16 protein-coding genes are annotated in these 15,341 nt (G+C 41.9%); 12 read left to right on the top strand and 4 right to left on the bottom strand.

The window, feature by feature from the left end; genetic code table 11:
• Positions 1 to 21: 21 nt before the first annotated feature.
• Entirely contained in the window at positions 22 to 1,662 is a 1,641-nt protein-coding gene (locus R7O12_RS07020; protein ID WP_005377458.1) for a Lon protease family protein, read from the bottom strand.
• 210 nt (positions 1,663 to 1,872) lie between these two features.
• Here R7O12_RS07020 and matP point away from each other — a divergent pair, with 210 nt between their 5' ends.
• The 3 genes from matP to R7O12_RS07005 all read left to right on the top strand — a co-directional run bounded on the left by matP (position 1,873) and on the right by R7O12_RS07005 (position 3,087).
• On the top strand, positions 1,873 to 2,322 hold the full coding sequence (gene matP / locus R7O12_RS07015; RefSeq protein ID WP_005396497.1) for a macrodomain Ter protein MatP: 450 nt from the start codon (positions 1,873 to 1,875) through the stop codon (positions 2,320 to 2,322).
• Between the two features lie 15 nt (positions 2,323 to 2,337).
• Complete coding sequence (locus tag R7O12_RS07010; protein WP_005377468.1) at positions 2,338 to 2,649, top strand: DUF3634 family protein; 312 nt, start codon at positions 2,338 to 2,340, stop codon at positions 2,647 to 2,649.
• Positions 2,650 to 2,763: 114 nt separating this feature from the next.
• Complete coding sequence (locus R7O12_RS07005) at positions 2,764 to 3,087, top strand: hypothetical protein (protein ID WP_318104590.1); 324 nt, start codon at positions 2,764 to 2,766, stop codon at positions 3,085 to 3,087.
• 638 nt (positions 3,088 to 3,725) lie between these two features.
• On the opposite strand, the gene R7O12_RS07000 is transcribed toward R7O12_RS07005, so the two are convergent.
• The 3 genes from R7O12_RS07000 to R7O12_RS06990 all read right to left on the bottom strand — a co-directional run bounded on the left by R7O12_RS07000 (position 3,726) and on the right by R7O12_RS06990 (position 7,088).
• Positions 3,726 to 5,447 carry an ATP-binding protein gene (locus tag R7O12_RS07000; RefSeq protein ID WP_054574154.1) on the bottom strand — a complete coding sequence of 574 codons (1,722 nt, stop codon included), beginning with the start codon at positions 5,445 to 5,447 and terminating at the stop codon, positions 3,726 to 3,728.
• The gene (locus tag R7O12_RS06995; RefSeq protein ID WP_318104588.1) at positions 5,437 to 6,618 is read right to left on the bottom strand and encodes an FIST signal transduction protein; all 1,182 of its coding nucleotides are present in this window, start codon (positions 6,616 to 6,618) and stop codon (positions 5,437 to 5,439) included. The genes R7O12_RS07000 and R7O12_RS06995 overlap by 11 nt, the downstream gene beginning before the upstream one ends.
• A 113-nt stretch (positions 6,619 to 6,731) precedes the next feature.
• A complete protein-coding gene (locus tag R7O12_RS06990; protein ID WP_005377473.1) occupies positions 6,732 to 7,088 on the bottom strand; it encodes a hypothetical protein in 357 nt (118 codons plus the stop codon).
• A gap of 257 nt (positions 7,089 to 7,345) precedes the next feature.
• Here R7O12_RS06990 and ccoN point away from each other — a divergent pair, with 257 nt between their 5' ends.
• The 9 genes from ccoN to R7O12_RS06945 all read left to right on the top strand — a co-directional run bounded on the left by ccoN (position 7,346) and on the right by R7O12_RS06945 (position 15,219).
• Positions 7,346 to 8,773, top strand: a complete 1,428-nt coding sequence (ccoN, locus tag R7O12_RS06985) for a cytochrome-c oxidase, cbb3-type subunit I (RefSeq protein ID WP_005396488.1) — start codon at positions 7,346 to 7,348, stop codon at positions 8,771 to 8,773.
• A 12-nt stretch (positions 8,774 to 8,785) separates the two neighbouring features.
• Entirely contained in the window at positions 8,786 to 9,406 is a 621-nt protein-coding gene (ccoO, locus tag R7O12_RS06980; protein WP_005377475.1) for a cytochrome-c oxidase, cbb3-type subunit II, read from the top strand.
• 9 nt (positions 9,407 to 9,415) lie between these two features.
• Complete coding sequence (locus R7O12_RS06975; protein WP_005377485.1) at positions 9,416 to 9,589, top strand: cbb3-type cytochrome oxidase subunit 3; 174 nt, start codon at positions 9,416 to 9,418, stop codon at positions 9,587 to 9,589.
• Positions 9,589 to 10,563 (top strand): cytochrome-c oxidase, cbb3-type subunit III, encoded by a 975-nt coding sequence (gene ccoP, locus R7O12_RS06970; protein WP_005377487.1) that lies wholly within the window; start codon positions 9,589 to 9,591, stop codon positions 10,561 to 10,563. Before R7O12_RS06975 ends, ccoP begins: the two co-directional genes overlap by 1 nt.
• A gap of 105 nt (positions 10,564 to 10,668) precedes the next feature.
• The gene (locus R7O12_RS06965) at positions 10,669 to 11,145 is read left to right on the top strand and encodes a FixH family protein (protein ID WP_005377489.1); all 477 of its coding nucleotides are present in this window, start codon (positions 10,669 to 10,671) and stop codon (positions 11,143 to 11,145) included.
• Positions 11,146 to 11,149: 4 nt separating this feature from the next.
• Positions 11,150 to 13,513 carry a heavy metal translocating P-type ATPase gene (locus R7O12_RS06960; protein ID WP_318125717.1) on the top strand — a complete coding sequence of 788 codons (2,364 nt, stop codon included), beginning with the start codon at positions 11,150 to 11,152 and terminating at the stop codon, positions 13,511 to 13,513.
• Between the two features lie 15 nt (positions 13,514 to 13,528).
• Positions 13,529 to 13,693, top strand: coding sequence for a cbb3-type cytochrome oxidase assembly protein CcoS (ccoS, locus tag R7O12_RS06955; protein ID WP_005377493.1), 165 nt, complete (start codon positions 13,529 to 13,531; stop codon positions 13,691 to 13,693).
• Between the two features lie 8 nt (positions 13,694 to 13,701).
• Positions 13,702 to 14,382, top strand: a complete 681-nt coding sequence (locus R7O12_RS06950) for a sulfite exporter TauE/SafE family protein (RefSeq protein WP_033905304.1) — start codon at positions 13,702 to 13,704, stop codon at positions 14,380 to 14,382.
• Between the two features lie 90 nt (positions 14,383 to 14,472).
• The gene (locus tag R7O12_RS06945; RefSeq protein WP_005377497.1) at positions 14,473 to 15,219 is read left to right on the top strand and encodes an FNR family transcription factor; all 747 of its coding nucleotides are present in this window, start codon (positions 14,473 to 14,475) and stop codon (positions 15,217 to 15,219) included.
• The last annotated feature ends 122 nt before the right edge of the window (positions 15,220 to 15,341 follow it).

Genomic DNA, 15,341 nt, shown 5'->3' with positions numbered 1-15,341 from the left:
GCTAAACAACTCCGATCAGTACTAGACAAACCAGTTTTTGATGCGCTGCACAATTCCTTCTGGATGCTCATGTCTTTCAAAGTTTTCAATACGTTCCGCTATTTTGCCAATAATGCTATCGTCTTCACCTCTAAAAGGTTTATTCATTACAATCGGAATAGCTTCATCTACGGTAGAAACGGACCAAATATGGAACTCACCATTTTTAATGCTTTCTATTACATCTTTATGTAATGCAAGGTGTTTAAGGTTTGATTTTGGCATCACAACACCTTGATTTCCTGTAAAACCTTGATGTTTACAAACCTGATAAAAGCCTTCAATTTTTTCGTTCAAGCCACCGACGGCTTGCACTCGACCAAACTGATCAACAGCTCCTGTAACAGCAACTTGTTGATTAATTGGAGATTCAGATAAAGCACTCACCAAGCAACAAAGTTCTGCAAGAGATGCGCTGTCACCATCAACTTCACTATAAGACTGTTCAAATACGATGGAGGCAGAGTAAGGCAGTGGTTCATCCAGTTTCAGAGCAGAGCTCAAGAAAGCTTGCATAATCATCATGCCTTTTGCATGTAGATTGCCTCCAAGCTCAGCTTTGCGCTCAACATCGGAAACATCGCCATCACCAAAATGAATTACACAAGATATTCGTGCAGGCTCACCATAGCTGACAGGGTGCCCAGCCATATCAATAACGGTTAGGCCATTGATTTGACCAACTTGTTCCCCAGTTGTCTCAATGATGACTTGTCCATCTAAAATATCGTACACGGCACGCTGAGGAAGGTAAGATTCTCGGTAATACTTGTCGTCAATCGCTTTATCTAACGACTTGTAATCTAATGCGTGACCATCACTGAACTGGCTGGCAAGCGTTAGAAGTTGAGAGTGCCACATTACTCCTAAAGGCAGATAATGTTGATCTTCAGTAAATCTCATACCGGCTAGCAACAATCTTCTAAAACCACATTCAGTTAAGTGAGGCAGCTGATATTGAGAACATATCCAGTTCACTAAACCAAAGTAATCTGTCAAATTCTGCTCTGACAGATGAATATCTTCTTCAACTTCCGTATACATGGCAAAGCCAGAACAGAAGTCTTCATCGATGTATTCTAGCTCTGCTAACTGACTTCTTTCTCCTGTTACAATCAGTTTTACATCATAAGCTTTAGCTTGCGGTACTGAAGTAGGTAAACGAGTAGGGCTTAGGTTCAGTGGCTCGATAAGGTTTTGTTGAATTGCAGACTTTATATTTGGCCAAAGCCCTGGGTTAGCCAAAATTAGATTAGCCGGTACAATTAAGTAACCGTTATCTGCCTGTGAAATTAAACCAGGTTGGAAGGCAATATCACCACTTACATCAACACTGTAACGGTCAAATAAACGTTTGGCATCAAGTGATTCCGAAAAAACTATCGCAGCGTTAGACTGGCTCTGAAGAGCTTTACTGATGAACTCTCTATATACAGAATTATCTACGCAGTTAATGAGTAGTACTCGCGTCAATCCGGAAATTTTTGAAAAACGAGATATCGTTGCCGACATTCTCGGTTGGAGATCAGTAAAAGACTTCTTTGGTAACGAAGGTGCAGACTTTAAAAGTGCTTCGTACTGCTCAAGTGAAGGTGTTACGTCTTGCCAATTAAGTTGGTTCATTAAAATTCATCGTAATTCAATCTTGCCGACATTATAACGAAACGGACTATAACACCCTAGCACCAATTTGGTTTGCTCTCGGCATTCATCTCTCAATGAACAATACTTAGACAAATGAGTGATCAACATCGATACTTCTAAGAGTTTTATTTGCCCAAGTAAACCATCTGGGTTACGCTGTCACTAGGTTATGTTTATGGGTCGGAACAAATGAAATATCAGCAGCTTGAGAATCTAGAATGTGGGTGGAAATGGAAGTATCTCATCAAAAAATGGAAAGATGGTGAAGCGATTACCCGACATATTGATACAAGCGAAGCAGATGCAGCGGTCGCAGAACTAAAACGCCTTGAACACGAGCCTACACTTGTCTTAGCTTGGATAGAAAACCACATGTCAGAAGAGTTAGATAATAAACTCAAGCAGGCTATCCGAGCGAAACGGAAACGTCACTTCAATGCAGAGCAAGTCCATACAAAGAAGAAATCCATTGATTTAGATTACCGAGTTTGGGAAAAGCTTTCTAGTAGAGCGAATGAACTTGGTTGTACGTTATCTGACGCAATTGAATATTTGCTTTCCGAAGCGTCGAGAAGTGAAAAAGCGAGTCAAAAAGTTACCTCAATTAAAGAGGATTTGAGTAAATTGCTATCTAGCTAGGATAGGGAGTGCCAAATGTTATATGTAATCTTAATTGCAGCCATCGTGATCTTTTGGTTGATCGCAGTCGATAGGCCGGTGTTAAAAGTAAAGTTCGATAATGGCCATATTAGTAACGTAAAAGGGCATCTACCTCCTTCTTTCAAACACAACTTACAGGATATTAGTGAGCATAACCCGTTTACTGGTGAAATGAAGGTGTATAGCCAACGAACAGGAATGCGCTTAAGCTTTTCCAAAGGCATTCCCAAAAAAGTTCAACAGAGGATTCGTAACGTTTTTCCGCACCAGGGCTTCAAAGCAAACAAAGGCAAGAAGCGCGCTTAATTACATATCAGTTACTTCATCATGTTAAATGGGACGCAATGTGGCGTCCCATTTTCGTATCTACAGAAAAATTACTTATCATCGAACAATCAACAACATAAACGGACCAAAACGATGAGATACGTTGTAACTTTAATGGTATTGATCTTTGCAAGTAATTCAGTTTTTGCTGACGATTCAGAAACGAACCTGTTGGCTAAAAAAATTAAGACTAAGCTTCAAAAGAAAGTAGACAATAAGTTTGATGGCTATCAAGGTTATTGTGACGTCATGATAGAAATGGAGCACAAAAGTAAAAACGCAGTAATAAAAAGAGTAACCAATAGTGGTGACCAAAAAGTGTGTAGGTACGTTAAGTCCAACTTGAAGAGAGGAAAACGCTATCGTTACAAATTCCCCGAAAAGTACATTCGTCTCCATATAACTACAGGCTTATAAATGTTTCAGAACACCTTGATTAAGAACGAATGAACTGAGCTCGTGATTTTTGGCAGATTTCGTTGCGGAGCGATTAGAGCGTTTAGCTGATTTTTGCTGTTGTACGAGGCGAGTATGAAAGGCTTTTTTGTTTGGTAGCGCTTAAGTTAGTAATCGTGATGCCATTGAATGGCAAATTCAGTGAGTTAGCCATCATCACCATACATAGATTGATTCAGGTGCTTACGGAAGGACACGCCAGTAAGTCGGGGACTAAGCGCGCATCAATTTTCAATAAGAGATTTGATTTGCTTCGTAAGCATAACCACAAACCAAACTAGCGATTGCAAGTCCACAGGAACCTCGGTTAAAGCCTCAAAAGCAAACAATGTTGTTAATCTTAGGAGGACATTTTAAAGTAGCTAAAACCGGACATTATTGCTTTGAGATCTCACTCCTTGGTGCGCATTATATGTGTTATGTTAAATTGTGTATTGCCGTACGCTAAATGCTGTCTGAGTATGCTCCTATTCCCCTGCAGATTTTAAATTTAAGGGCCTTACTGTAAGTATTAAACATAATGGTTATTTACCATAAAATACTTAATATAGATCTTAATAATCTATCGATTGTTAAGATCTATATTAACGCCTTTTTGCTTATTGAAATGACTGTATAGCTTCAAAGATATCTTGTCTTCTAACTGGCTTGGAAATGAATCCGTCCATACCGGCATCCAGGCATTTATCTCGATCGCTTTCTAGCGCATGTGCAGTTAACGCTATAATTGGGGTCCTGAGACCTTTATCTCGAATAAGTCTTGTTGCGGTAATTCCATCCATCACTGGCATCGAGACATCCATGAGAATCAAATCGATTAAATCCTCATTCTCTTCTAAAAATGTTAATGCCTCTGCTCCATGGCTTGCGATATGAACATTATGGCCAAGCTTATTTAAGATAAGCTTTATTACGAACTGATTCGATTCGGTATCTTCTACGACGAGAAGTTCCATTGCTTTTGTCGGTTGATTGGTTTCGATTCTAACTGGACGATTTTGATTACAACGAGTCAAAACTGGAATCGAAATCGTAAAGGTTGAACCAACATGCTCATCACTTTTAACGGCAATCTTTCCACGCATCATTTCGACTAAATGCTTGGTTATTGCGAGCCCCAGTCCTGTACCACCGAAGCGTCTCGTGATGGAACGGTCTCCTTGATGAAATGCCGTAAACAAGTGCTCTTGCTTTGCTTTAGATATACCAATTCCAGTGTCAGATATTGAGATCACAAGTTCAGCATCTTGCTCAGATACAGAAACTTTTACTTCACCTTCGTCTGTAAACTTTATTGCATTCCCTATTAGATTAAACAGAATTTGAGATAACCGCGTGGAGTCAATCCAAAATTGTTTGTCATTAGTGACAGTACAGTTGAGCTTGAATTTAAGATTTTTCTTCTTAGCTATTTGTTTTTGCTGAGAAATAACAAAAGTGACAGTGTCTCTTAAGTTAATCCATTGTTCATTGAGCTGAAAGCGACCTGACTCGATTTTAGAAAGATCAAGAATGTCACTGATTATCGCGAGAAGTAACTCTGCAGAGCACTCCATTTGGCTCAAAGCATCAATTTGTTCTTCTGACAAGGTTGATTGCTTCAGTATATCTAGCATTCCAAGAACGGAATTTAAAGGGGTTCTTATTTCATGACTCATCATCGCTAAGAACTCCGACTTAGACCGGTTCGCAAGCTCTGCTTCTTCTCTTGCTTTAGCGAGCTGAGTTGTTCTTACTTCAACGATACGTTGTAACTTCTCTTTGGTCTCGATATCAATGACCGCCCTTTCAATTAAGGGACGAAACCGCCTCAAGGTTTCCTTATTCTCTATGCTAAAGTGCCCTTTCTGAGCTCCAATAAGTAGGATTACGGTTTGCGTTACTTCTGAACGTATACCAGTTAAAACGACCGAGTTTACATGGCTTTTTATAAAGCTGTTTAAGTTAACAAACTCAGCGAGTTTATCTGGCTCGAACAGTAGAATGCATTCACCATTGAGAGCTCTTTGATAGGTGTTACCGTGTAACCAGGATACATTATCAAATACGCTATTAGTTGATATCAATGTCTTGAAGGGATATCGTTCACCATCACGAGTCAGTACAATAAAATCATCGAAGCTGATGTACTTTTTGAGGACATTGTTTAATCCCGTAAATATCTCATGCCGATTCTTTGCCTCACTCATCGCAGATATCGCGGAAAGAATGGCCTTGTTTTCATCAGCGAGTAGTCGTTCTCTTTGTCTAGCCTGCTTTAGCTCAACTAACGCTTCTTGAAGCGCTTCCTGTTGATATATGTCTAAGTATTTATCTTTCATAAGGTTTATGGAATATAGCCGATGAAATCATCAGGTTTCCATGTCCATTCTCACCACCAATAAATCTACCTTGCTCGCCGAAAGTAAAAGGGCAAATAAAAGGCAAATGTTCTAGTTCTTGGTTAATTTGTTCACAAACGCTATTCATGTCTTGCATTAAGTGCAACATGGGACCTGCGCAAAAGATATTTATCACTCCAATTTTTCGAGACTCTTCTAATTTTTGGTTAAAAGCGGCATTGACGACTTTTGCAGCGCGCGCAACGAGATGCTCACGACTTCCTTTCATTAATGTGAGCTCGTCACCCTCTTCTATTCGTGTAAACAACTCGATTCCACCATCTGGCGTCTCACGGATCGGATGGGATAATTTGTAATATGGGCGATCATAGAGATGACCTGCGATCCGCCCTAATGGATAAGCACTCGAGTTTGTAAACAGCATATTATCTTTACCTACTTGGTTATCCTGGTGATTTGTCCACCTTCTATAAACATTGAGCGCAGGTTCATTATCAATTTCAAGTAAGCATCTATCGTTGATCTTGGTTGCAACACCTTTGATATTAGTTGGTGTATGCCCAGCGCTAAAAGCGATATCAACAGGTTGAGAGGAGTAAAAGAGAGTTAAGCTTAAACCTGAAGTTTGAGAGCCTTGGGCGGTTATCACAGACCATTTCCCAGCGATGTTATTATCAGCGGCCGAACCACCAATAATTGGAATTAGAGTTCCAAATCTTTCATCTATAGACGCAATGATTGATTCCTCTTGCCCTGGTGTAGCATGAAGTAGAATTAAGTTTGGTACCTCTCCTACACGGTTTGCGTTCTCAAGGGCCATATCCAAAGCATTGGTGACGCTGTCACCTGAGTTGTGATTAGAAATACCAGTACCATAAGCATGAGGACCTGTATCATAAACAGCAAGTGCCGCAATTACTGGTCCTGTATGAAAGCCCTGATCTGTCATTACGGCTTGACATGAACTGGCGCCATGAAAAGGCACACCAGGAAAATGCGCAAGAAACGCTTCTCGAATCAACTCGAAATTGTATTCTTCCGTGTAGTAACACATCACGTAAGACAAGTTCTGTTGTGTCAATTCGGACCTGAGCGTTTTTATCGCTGAGTCTTCATCTTTAATATGAGTAAAAACTGATTGGCAATGCATACGATTTTATAATTGGATATCACTCTGCTGTTATACCATTCCAACCAATTTTCTCTAGGTAAGAAGGTGTTAATTTCATTAATAAGTTACGATTATCTCGTGATAGATCGTATTTATAATTGAACTACAACAATGTTTTCACCTTTTTTAAAGGTGATTTTTTTTGATTCAGGCATGATGTCCCATTCTACTGATTTATGCTTTTCGTTGAGATTGATAAAATTACCAGATTGATTTAGATCAATTTTTAGAGTGCTACTTTCTGTCGTTTCGAGCGAAATTCCCATTGAGTCACGATTAATCGTGATTATTTCTCCTTCAATTGTTACATCGCATCGTTCTTTTTGTGAACAGTCAACGCTATTAACACTCTCGTGTGTAAAGGTACGCCAGAAAAATGCGCCTATTAAAACACTGAGCATGATTAAGATTTGTGCAAGTCGCGCCTTTGTTAACTTTTGTGCAGGCATAATTACTAATATCCTTGTTACAAACTTCAAACTTTTTAAATAAAAAATGATTTCCAGAGGTCCAGTAAGGTTACTACCCTGTCATTGAATTGTTAATTCAAGTATAGTGTCACGCTGAAAATGCCACTTTTTATTAAAGTCAGCAATGGAAATAAGGTGATGATAACACTTGAATTCTAGAGTTTACTTGGGTGGTGTTACGACGCAAGTCGTGTTGGAAGTAAAAGTGTAGTTAATTAGAAATTGGAAGCATGCAAATGAGCCAAGTAAAGCAGCTTGAACAAAACTACAACTATACAGTCGTTCGCCAATTTACCCTCGTGACCATTTTATGGGGCATAGTTGGTATGGCTGTTGGTGTTTTGATTGCCGCTCAATTAGTTTGGCCACAGCTAAACTTTGATACGCCGTGGTTGACGTACAGTCGCTTACGTCCACTGCATACTAATGCGGTAATTTTTGCGTTTGGTACCAGTGCTCTGTTCGCAACGTCTTATTATGTTGTACAGCGCACATGTCAAACACGTCTTTTTGGTGGCCCACTCGTTGCCTTCACCTTTTGGGGTTGGCAAGCAATCATTCTGGCAGCAGCCATTACTTTGCCTCTCGGTTTAACATCGGGTAAAGAGTATGCTGAGCTAGAATGGCCTATTGATATCGCAATTGCGCTAGTATGGGTATCATATGCGGTGGTGTTCTTCGGCACACTAGTGAAGCGAAACACGTCACATATTTATGTGGCAAACTGGTTCTTCGGTGCCTTTATTATCACAGTAGCAGTACTTCACATCGTGAACAGCATGGCTATTCCTGTGTCACTTGGTAAATCTTACTCGATTTACTCGGGCGCAGTGGATGCGATGGTTCAGTGGTGGTATGGACACAATGCGGTAGGTTTCCTACTGACCGCTGGTTTCCTAGGTATGATGTACTACTTCGTTCCTAAACAAGCTGAACGTCCTGTTTATTCTTACCGTCTATCTATCGTTCACTTCTGGGCACTTATTTCTCTATATATTTGGGCAGGCCCTCACCACCTTCATTATACAGCGCTGCCAGACTGGACTCAGTCTCTAGGTATGGTTATGTCGCTGGTTCTATTTGCTCCTTCTTGGGGTGGTATGATCAACGGTATTATGACGTTATCTGGTGCATGGCATAAGCTTCGTTATGACCCTATCCTACGTTTCCTAATCGTTTCACTGTCGTTCTACGGTATGTCTACCTTTGAAGGCCCGATGATGTCGATTAAGACGGTTAACGCACTTTCTCACTACACAGACTGGACCATTGGTCACGTTCACTCTGGTGCGTTAGGTTGGGTTGCGATGGTTTCTATCGGCTCTGTATATCACTTGGTACCTCGCCTATTTGGCCAAGAGCGTATGTACTCTGTTGGTCTAGTTAATGTGCATTTCTGGCTAGCAACAATCGGTACCGTTCTTTACATCGTTGCGATGTGGATCTCTGGTGTAATGCAAGGTCTTATGTGGCGCGCGGTTAACTCTGACGGTACGCTAACTTACAGCTTTGTTGAGTCTGTAGAAGCGTCTTATCCGTTCTACTTTGTACGTTTCCTAGGCGGATTTATCTTCCTATCTGGTATGTTCCTAATGGCATATAACACGTACAAAACGGTAAGTGCACCAAAAGAAAGCCTAAAAGCTATCCCACATCCGGCATAAGGAGATTTAAGAATGAGTAATAATTCTAATAATCGCCATGAAATCTTAGAACGTAATGTCGGTTTGTTGGCTATTTTTATCGTGTTTGCTATCAGTTGGGGCGCTCTTGTAGAGATCACTCCTCTGATTTTCCAAAAGCAAACGACTGAACCTGTAGAAAATCTGCGCGCTTACACTCCTTTGGAGATGGAAGGCCGTGATATCTACATCCGTGAAGGTTGTAACGTTTGTCACAGCCAGATGGTTCGTCCTTTCCGCTCAGAGACTGAACGTTACGGCCACTACTCTGTTGCTGGTGAGAGTGTTTGGGAACACCCATTCCTTTGGGGCTCTAAGCGTACAGGCCCGGATTTAGCTCGTGTTGGTGGTCGTTATTCTGACGAATGGCACCGTGTTCACCTGTTAGATCCTCGTGAGCTTGTACCTGAGTCAAACATGCCAGGTTTCCCGTGGCTAGCTGAAAACGTTTTAGACGGTAAGCTAACTCAGAAGAAACTTGAGCTATTTCGTGATCAGTTCGGCGTTCCATACACTGATGAAGAGATCGCGAATTCGGCTAAAGAAGTAGAAGGTAAAACAGAGATGGATGCAATCATCGCTTACCTTCAGTCTCTTGGTCATGCAATGAAGTAAGGGGATCATATGGATTTCGGTACAATTCATAGTATTTATACCGTTGTACTCTTCGCTAGTTTTATTGGCATCGTATGGTGGGCATTTAGTAAAAAGCGTAAAGCACGCTTTGAAGAAGATGCCAACTTGGTGTTTGCTGACGAAGAACAAAAGACCCCTAATAACCAAGGAGTGAAGAAGTAATGACTACATTCTGGAGTCTCTGGATTATCGTGATTACTGTCGGTACGCTAGTAGGCTGTGCGATTCTCCTGACTTGGTGCGCTAAAGACAAAATGGGCGTCGAGGAAGGGGAAGACATGGGCCACGAGTACGATGGTATTCGCGAGCTAAACAACCCTCTACCAAAGTGGTGGACTTACCTGTTTGTAAGCACATTTGTGTTCGCAGCAGTTTACCTTGCCCTATTCCCAGGTCTAGGTAGCTTCAAGGGCTTTTTAAACTGGCAGAGTTCGGCTCAAACCGTTCGCTCACTAGAAGAGTCAAAAGAAGCCATCGCTGCAGCACAAGAGAACAAGCAACTAAACCAATATGCAAAAGAACTGGATGATGCCGACGCTTACTTCGGCGAAGCATTCCGTAAACTTGCGCACAATGACAGTGGTCTACGCCCAATTCCTGAAATTGCGCAAGATCCTGAAGCATTAAAAGTTGGTCAGCGTTTGTTTTTGCAAAACTGTTCTCAATGCCATGGCTCTGATGCACGTGGTCAGAAAGGCTTCCCTAACCTGACTGATGATGCATGGCTATATGGTGGCGAGCCAGCAGCGATCGTTACAACCATCATGCACGGCCGTATTGGTCAAATGCCAGCATGGAAAGATGCCCTTGGTGAGCAAGGTGTTCAAGAAGTTGTAAGTTACACACTTAGTTTATCTGGTCGTAAAGTAAATGCTCGTGAAGCCGCGGCAGGTAAAGCACGCTTCGTAGTGTGTGCTGCTTGTCATGGTACCGATGGTAAGGGTAACCCTGCAGTCGGTGCGCCTGACCTTACAGACCAAGACTGGTTATTTGGTGACTCTCGTGCAGCTGTAACAGAAACCGTAATGAACGGACGCTCAGGCGTAATGCCTGCGTGGAAAGACATTTTGGGTGAAGATAAAGTTCAGCTCGTTGCCTCATATGTCTGGAGTTTAAGTAACTCAGAGAGTAAGTAACTGAGATATTACGTAACATAGCAATAACAGCCCCTTTCATAGGGGCTGTCTTTCCTTTAAATTTAACGCCTTACATTTTTTCATTTAGCTGTTGAGAACTTTTTTATGGTAAAGCCTTGGTATAAACAATTTTGGCCGTGGTTCCTAATCATCCTTCCTCTTACTGTCGTAGTTTGGACTGTGATTACTGTGGTCGTTTTCTCGAACAACTCTGTTTCTTTAGTCGCCGAGGATTACTATAAAAAAGGCAAAGGCATTAATATCGACATTAGTAAAATGAATGTCGCTCGTGACCTAGGTCTTAACGCTGAGATTTCCTCTGAAAATAACAATGTTGTGATTGTTTTCGCTAAAGGGAAGCTACCTCATTACCCTGCTCTAACGGCCACTTTCACTCATCGTACTCTTCCTGATCGTGACTTCACAAAGCTTGTAACAGCGGATGCATCTGGTAATTACCGACTAAAAGCTGAGGAATCTATTCAAGGACCATGGTTTGTTGAACTACAACCACACGACAAGCAATGGATGATCCAAGGTAAAGTTGAGTTTCCTGCCTCTTCAACACCGTTAATGAAGTAAGCATATGTGTAAATCCTGTTATCACTGCGGTGAAGATGTACCAGCCAACACGGATTTCAAAGTAGAAATATTGGGTGAAATTCGCGACATGTGTTGTCCGGGCTGCGAAACTGTGGCGCAGACTATTGTCGATAGTGGTCTTGTCTCATATTACCAATACCGCACTGCGCCTGCAGAAAAGGCAGATCTAGTACCAGAGCAACTCCAAGCTTTAATTCATTATGATAATCCGGATGTACAATCTGAATTCGTACGAAATCGCGAAAATGTTTCTGAAGTAACCCTTTCTTTGGAAGGCGTTTCATGTGCCGCTTGTGCGTGGTTAATCGAAAAGCAAGTTTCTAATACGGCCGGGTTGGTATCTATCCGTGTTAATACAACCACCAATCGAGCGTTACTAGCCTGGGATAAAACTCAGGTACGGTTAAGCGAGCTCCTTTCCGTTATACATAAACTTGGTTACAAAGCTGCACCTTTTGAAGCAGATAAGCAAGAAGCCTCTTACCATCGAATGATGAAGCAATATCTATATCGGCTAGGTATTGCAGGCTTAGCAACCATGCAGGTCATGATGCTCGCCGTTGCACTGTATCTCGAAGTCTTTGGTGATTTAGAGCCAGAGTTTAAAAGTTACTTTCGTTGGGTAAGTTTGATTTTTGCTACTCCTGTTTTGCTTTATTCCGCTCTTCCATTTTACTTAAACGCATGGCGCAGTATCAAAGGCCGAACCCTTGGTATGGATGTCCCGGTTTCTATCGCGTTGATCTTTGCCTATGTTGCAAGTTTAGTTGCAACAGTAACTGAACAAGGCGAAGTCTTCTTTGAATCTATCTCGATGTTTACCTTCTTTTTGTTAGTAGGTCGATTCTTAGAGATGCGCGCTCGTCGCAAAGCTGCTGCAGCGAGTGGTAACCTTCTTAAGTTGATTCCGGCAATTGCTACAACGCTGGACGGTGATCAGATACCCGTGAAGACGCTAAAAGTTGGCGATCGTATTCGCGTTCTACCTGGTGAACATATCCCCGCTGACGGTAAAGTTATTTCAGGCCGTATTCATATTGATGAATCCATGCTAACGGGTGAGTCAGTGCACGTTGTGAAACGAGAAGGTGATGTCGTCTATGCGGGAACGCTAAACGGAGACGAATCATTTGAACTCGAGGTAGTAAGCTCGAAGGCCGATTCAATGATTTCTAATATCGTGCGTTTACAAGATGAAGCTCAACACTCCAAACCTAAAATTGCGGAAATTGCAGACATTGTCGCCCGTTACTTTGTTGGTGTGGTTCTTATTATCTCTGCTGGTACTTGGTTTTACTGGCATCAAACAAAACCAGATGATGCGTTTTGGATCATGCTGTCTGTGTTAGTCGCTACGTGTCCATGTGCGCTATCTCTGGCCACTCCGACCGCTCTCACTTGTGCGACCTCTAGAATGGGTAATTTTGGCATTTTACTTCGTAAAGGCCATGTGTTTGAGACATTATGTAAGGTCAACCACTTAGTTGTAGATAAAACAGGCACTCTAACGAAAGGTGATATTGAGATCTGTGAAACAAAGGTACTTAGTGATCTCCCACAGAAAGATTGTCTATCACTAGCTGCAGCTTTAGAAGCTCATGCAAACCACCCTATCGCTCGTTCTTTTGCAACTTTCACCAATGATGACTTTATCGTGTCTGACGTGCAAAACGTGATTGGTTCAGGGATTGAGGGTATGTGGAATGGCAAAATCGTTAAGATAGGTAGTGCTGCTTTTGTTCAAGGCAAAGAAAGTGGTGAAAGCCAGGCGGTCTATCTGTCGGTTGATGGCAAGCATGTCGCTAGCTTTTACTACCGCGACCCTATCCGAAAAGAAAGCAAAGCCTTTATTCAACGTTTTGCTGACGCTGGAATTAAGACAACCCTGCTAACTGGTGATTCTCTCTCAAACGCCCAACCAGTGGCAAATGAAATTGGTATCGATCACATCGTCGCGTCAGCAAAGCCAGAAGATAAGCTTGCATACCTTAAGAGCTTGGACGAAAACAGTATCACTATGATGGTTGGTGATGGAATCAATGACGCGCCGACTCTCGCCGGAGCTCACCTTTCTGTCGCAATGGGTGGTGGTACAGATGTCGCTAAAGCTTCTGCTGATATGACGTTACTTGGGGATAATCTCGAAAAACTACTAGAGGCACGTTTGCTTGCACTGCGTACAAGAAAGATTATTCGAGAAAACTTGGCTTGGTCTTTGGGTTACAACCTGTTAATTTTGCCTTTGGCGGTCGCAGGTTTAGTGGCTCCCTACATTGCAGTAGTTGGCATGTCTGCAAGCTCAATTATCGTTGTATCTAACTCTTTGCGCCTGCTCAAAGAGAAATAAGTAGAGAAAGCAAACATGGAAAGTCTTTATATATTGATTCCCATCGCTATCGTTCTCGTTTGTGTTGCTGTCGCCGTTTTTCTTTGGGCGGTAAGAAGCGATCAGTTTGAAGATCTTGAACGGCAAGGGCACAACATTCTTCTCGACGAAGAAGACCAATCTAATAGTGATAAAAAGTAGCGACCTTTATGACTCCTGATTTTATCGGTGCGTTGATGATCGGCTTAGTAGGAGCCGGTCATTGTATGGGTATGTGTGGTGGTATCGCGTCTCTGCTTACCATGGGCTCTTCTGCTAAAAATAAAACCACCCCTCTTATCCCCCTCTTCTACAACCTCGGACGATTGATCAGTTATACCTTAATAGGAGCATTAGTGGGTGGTGCTATATCAGGTTTATCTGAGCTTAGTGGGTTAACGCATTCTCTTGCTTGGTTAAGGCTGATTGCTGCGTTATTCATGATTCTGGTCGCGCTGTATATTGCTAAATGGTGGCAAGGCTTACTTTTAATAGAAAAGCTAGGGCAGTATCTCTGGCGCTTTATCTCGCCGGCAGGGAAGAGTTTGTTGCCACTAAAGCATCCTCTTCACGCGTTGCCATTTGGCTTTATTTGGGGTTGGTTACCATGTGGCTTAGTTTATTCAGCGCTTACTTGGTCGGCGGTTTCTGGTAGTGCGATGAACGGCGGCCTAATTATGCTTGCGTTTGGGCTCGGAACGCTACCTGCAATGCTTATTATTGGATACGGTGCCAATCATTTTCAGAAATTACAAAAATCATTAATATTTAGAAATATTTCAGCATTAATCCTTATTGGCTATGGTACGTATACCGCTGTAGGAGCCTTAGCGTTACTCGGTTTCATATAACGTTAAACTCTATTGAGGTGACATTTTTGCTACCCTTTAGGATTAAGCGATGCTAAAATATTGATGTATATCAAATAGTGAAAGGTTGTTATGATTTCTGAAAAACCTGCAACAAAGCGTATCCAATCAGGCGGTTGCGCCATTCATTGCCAAGATTGTAGCATTAGTCAACTGTGTATCCCGTTCACTCTAAATGAGGCAGAACTTGACCAGCTTGACCAAATCATCGAACGTAAGAAGCCTATTCAAAAAGGACAAGAGCTTTTTAAGGCCGGTGATGAGCTAAAATCGCTATACGCTATCCGCTCTGGTACCATCAAGAGCTATACGATCACAGAGCAAGGTGATGAGCAAATCACAGCGTTTCACTTAGCTGGAGACTTAGTCGGTTTCGATGCTATCACTGGTGACTCCCACCCTAGCTTTGCTCAAGCACTCGAAACGTCGATGGTATGTGAAATCCCATACGAAATTTTAGACGATCTATCGGGTAAAATGCCTAAGCTTCGCCAGCAAATCATGCGTTTGATGAGTAACGAAATTAAAGGTGATCAGGAAATGATTTTGCTTCTTTCTAAAAAGAACGCAGAAGAGCGACTAGCTGCTTTCCTTTACAACCTATCAACGCGTTTTTCTCAGCGTGGCTTCAGCCCTAGAGAGTTTCGTTTAACTATGACTCGTGGTGATATTGGCAACTACCTTGGTCTTACAGTCGAAACGATCAGTCGTTTGTTAGGTCGTTTCCAGAAATCTGAGATCCTAAGCGTAAAAGGTAAATATATCACTATCTTAGACCACGATGCATTGATGGAACTTGCTGGTGTAACTAAAGAATAATACACCCTAATTATTGATGTAGCTCGAAAATGAGCTACATCATATTTCTCATAAATTCCTTTCGAAAGTCCTCAAAAAGTTCTCCAAACTAAGCTACAGTAAAAATGTACGGTGAGTACTCC

This window comes from Vibrio sp. Vb1574, from assembly GCF_033338675.1.
The sequence above is the reverse complement of the archived record's forward strand: the minus strand, read 5'-3'. Positions and strand labels throughout refer to the sequence as shown.

Coding starts and splice junctions, on each gene's coding strand:
- R7O12_RS07020 (WP_005377458.1), bottom strand. CDS start 1,662: ATGAACCAACTTAATTGGCAAGACGTAACACCTTCACTTGAGCAGTAC.
- matP (WP_005396497.1), top strand. CDS start 1,873: ATGAAATATCAGCAGCTTGAGAATCTAGAATGTGGGTGGAAATGGAAG.
- R7O12_RS07010 (WP_005377468.1), top strand. CDS start 2,338: ATGTTATATGTAATCTTAATTGCAGCCATCGTGATCTTTTGGTTGATC.
- R7O12_RS07005 (WP_318104590.1), top strand. CDS start 2,764: ATGAGATACGTTGTAACTTTAATGGTATTGATCTTTGCAAGTAATTCA.
- R7O12_RS07000 (WP_054574154.1), bottom strand. CDS start 5,447: ATGAAAGATAAATACTTAGACATATATCAACAGGAAGCGCTTCAAGAA.
- R7O12_RS06995 (WP_318104588.1), bottom strand. CDS start 6,618: ATGCATTGCCAATCAGTTTTTACTCATATTAAAGATGAAGACTCAGCG.
- R7O12_RS06990 (WP_005377473.1), bottom strand. CDS start 7,088: ATGCCTGCACAAAAGTTAACAAAGGCGCGACTTGCACAAATCTTAATC.
- ccoN (WP_005396488.1), top strand. CDS start 7,346: ATGAGCCAAGTAAAGCAGCTTGAACAAAACTACAACTATACAGTCGTT.
- ccoO (WP_005377475.1), top strand. CDS start 8,786: ATGAGTAATAATTCTAATAATCGCCATGAAATCTTAGAACGTAATGTC.
- R7O12_RS06975 (WP_005377485.1), top strand. CDS start 9,416: ATGGATTTCGGTACAATTCATAGTATTTATACCGTTGTACTCTTCGCT.
- ccoP (WP_005377487.1), top strand. CDS start 9,589: ATGACTACATTCTGGAGTCTCTGGATTATCGTGATTACTGTCGGTACG.
- R7O12_RS06965 (WP_005377489.1), top strand. CDS start 10,669: ATGGTAAAGCCTTGGTATAAACAATTTTGGCCGTGGTTCCTAATCATC.
- R7O12_RS06960 (WP_318125717.1), top strand. CDS start 11,150: ATGTGTAAATCCTGTTATCACTGCGGTGAAGATGTACCAGCCAACACG.
- ccoS (WP_005377493.1), top strand. CDS start 13,529: ATGGAAAGTCTTTATATATTGATTCCCATCGCTATCGTTCTCGTTTGT.
- R7O12_RS06950 (WP_033905304.1), top strand. CDS start 13,702: ATGACTCCTGATTTTATCGGTGCGTTGATGATCGGCTTAGTAGGAGCC.
- R7O12_RS06945 (WP_005377497.1), top strand. CDS start 14,473: ATGATTTCTGAAAAACCTGCAACAAAGCGTATCCAATCAGGCGGTTGC.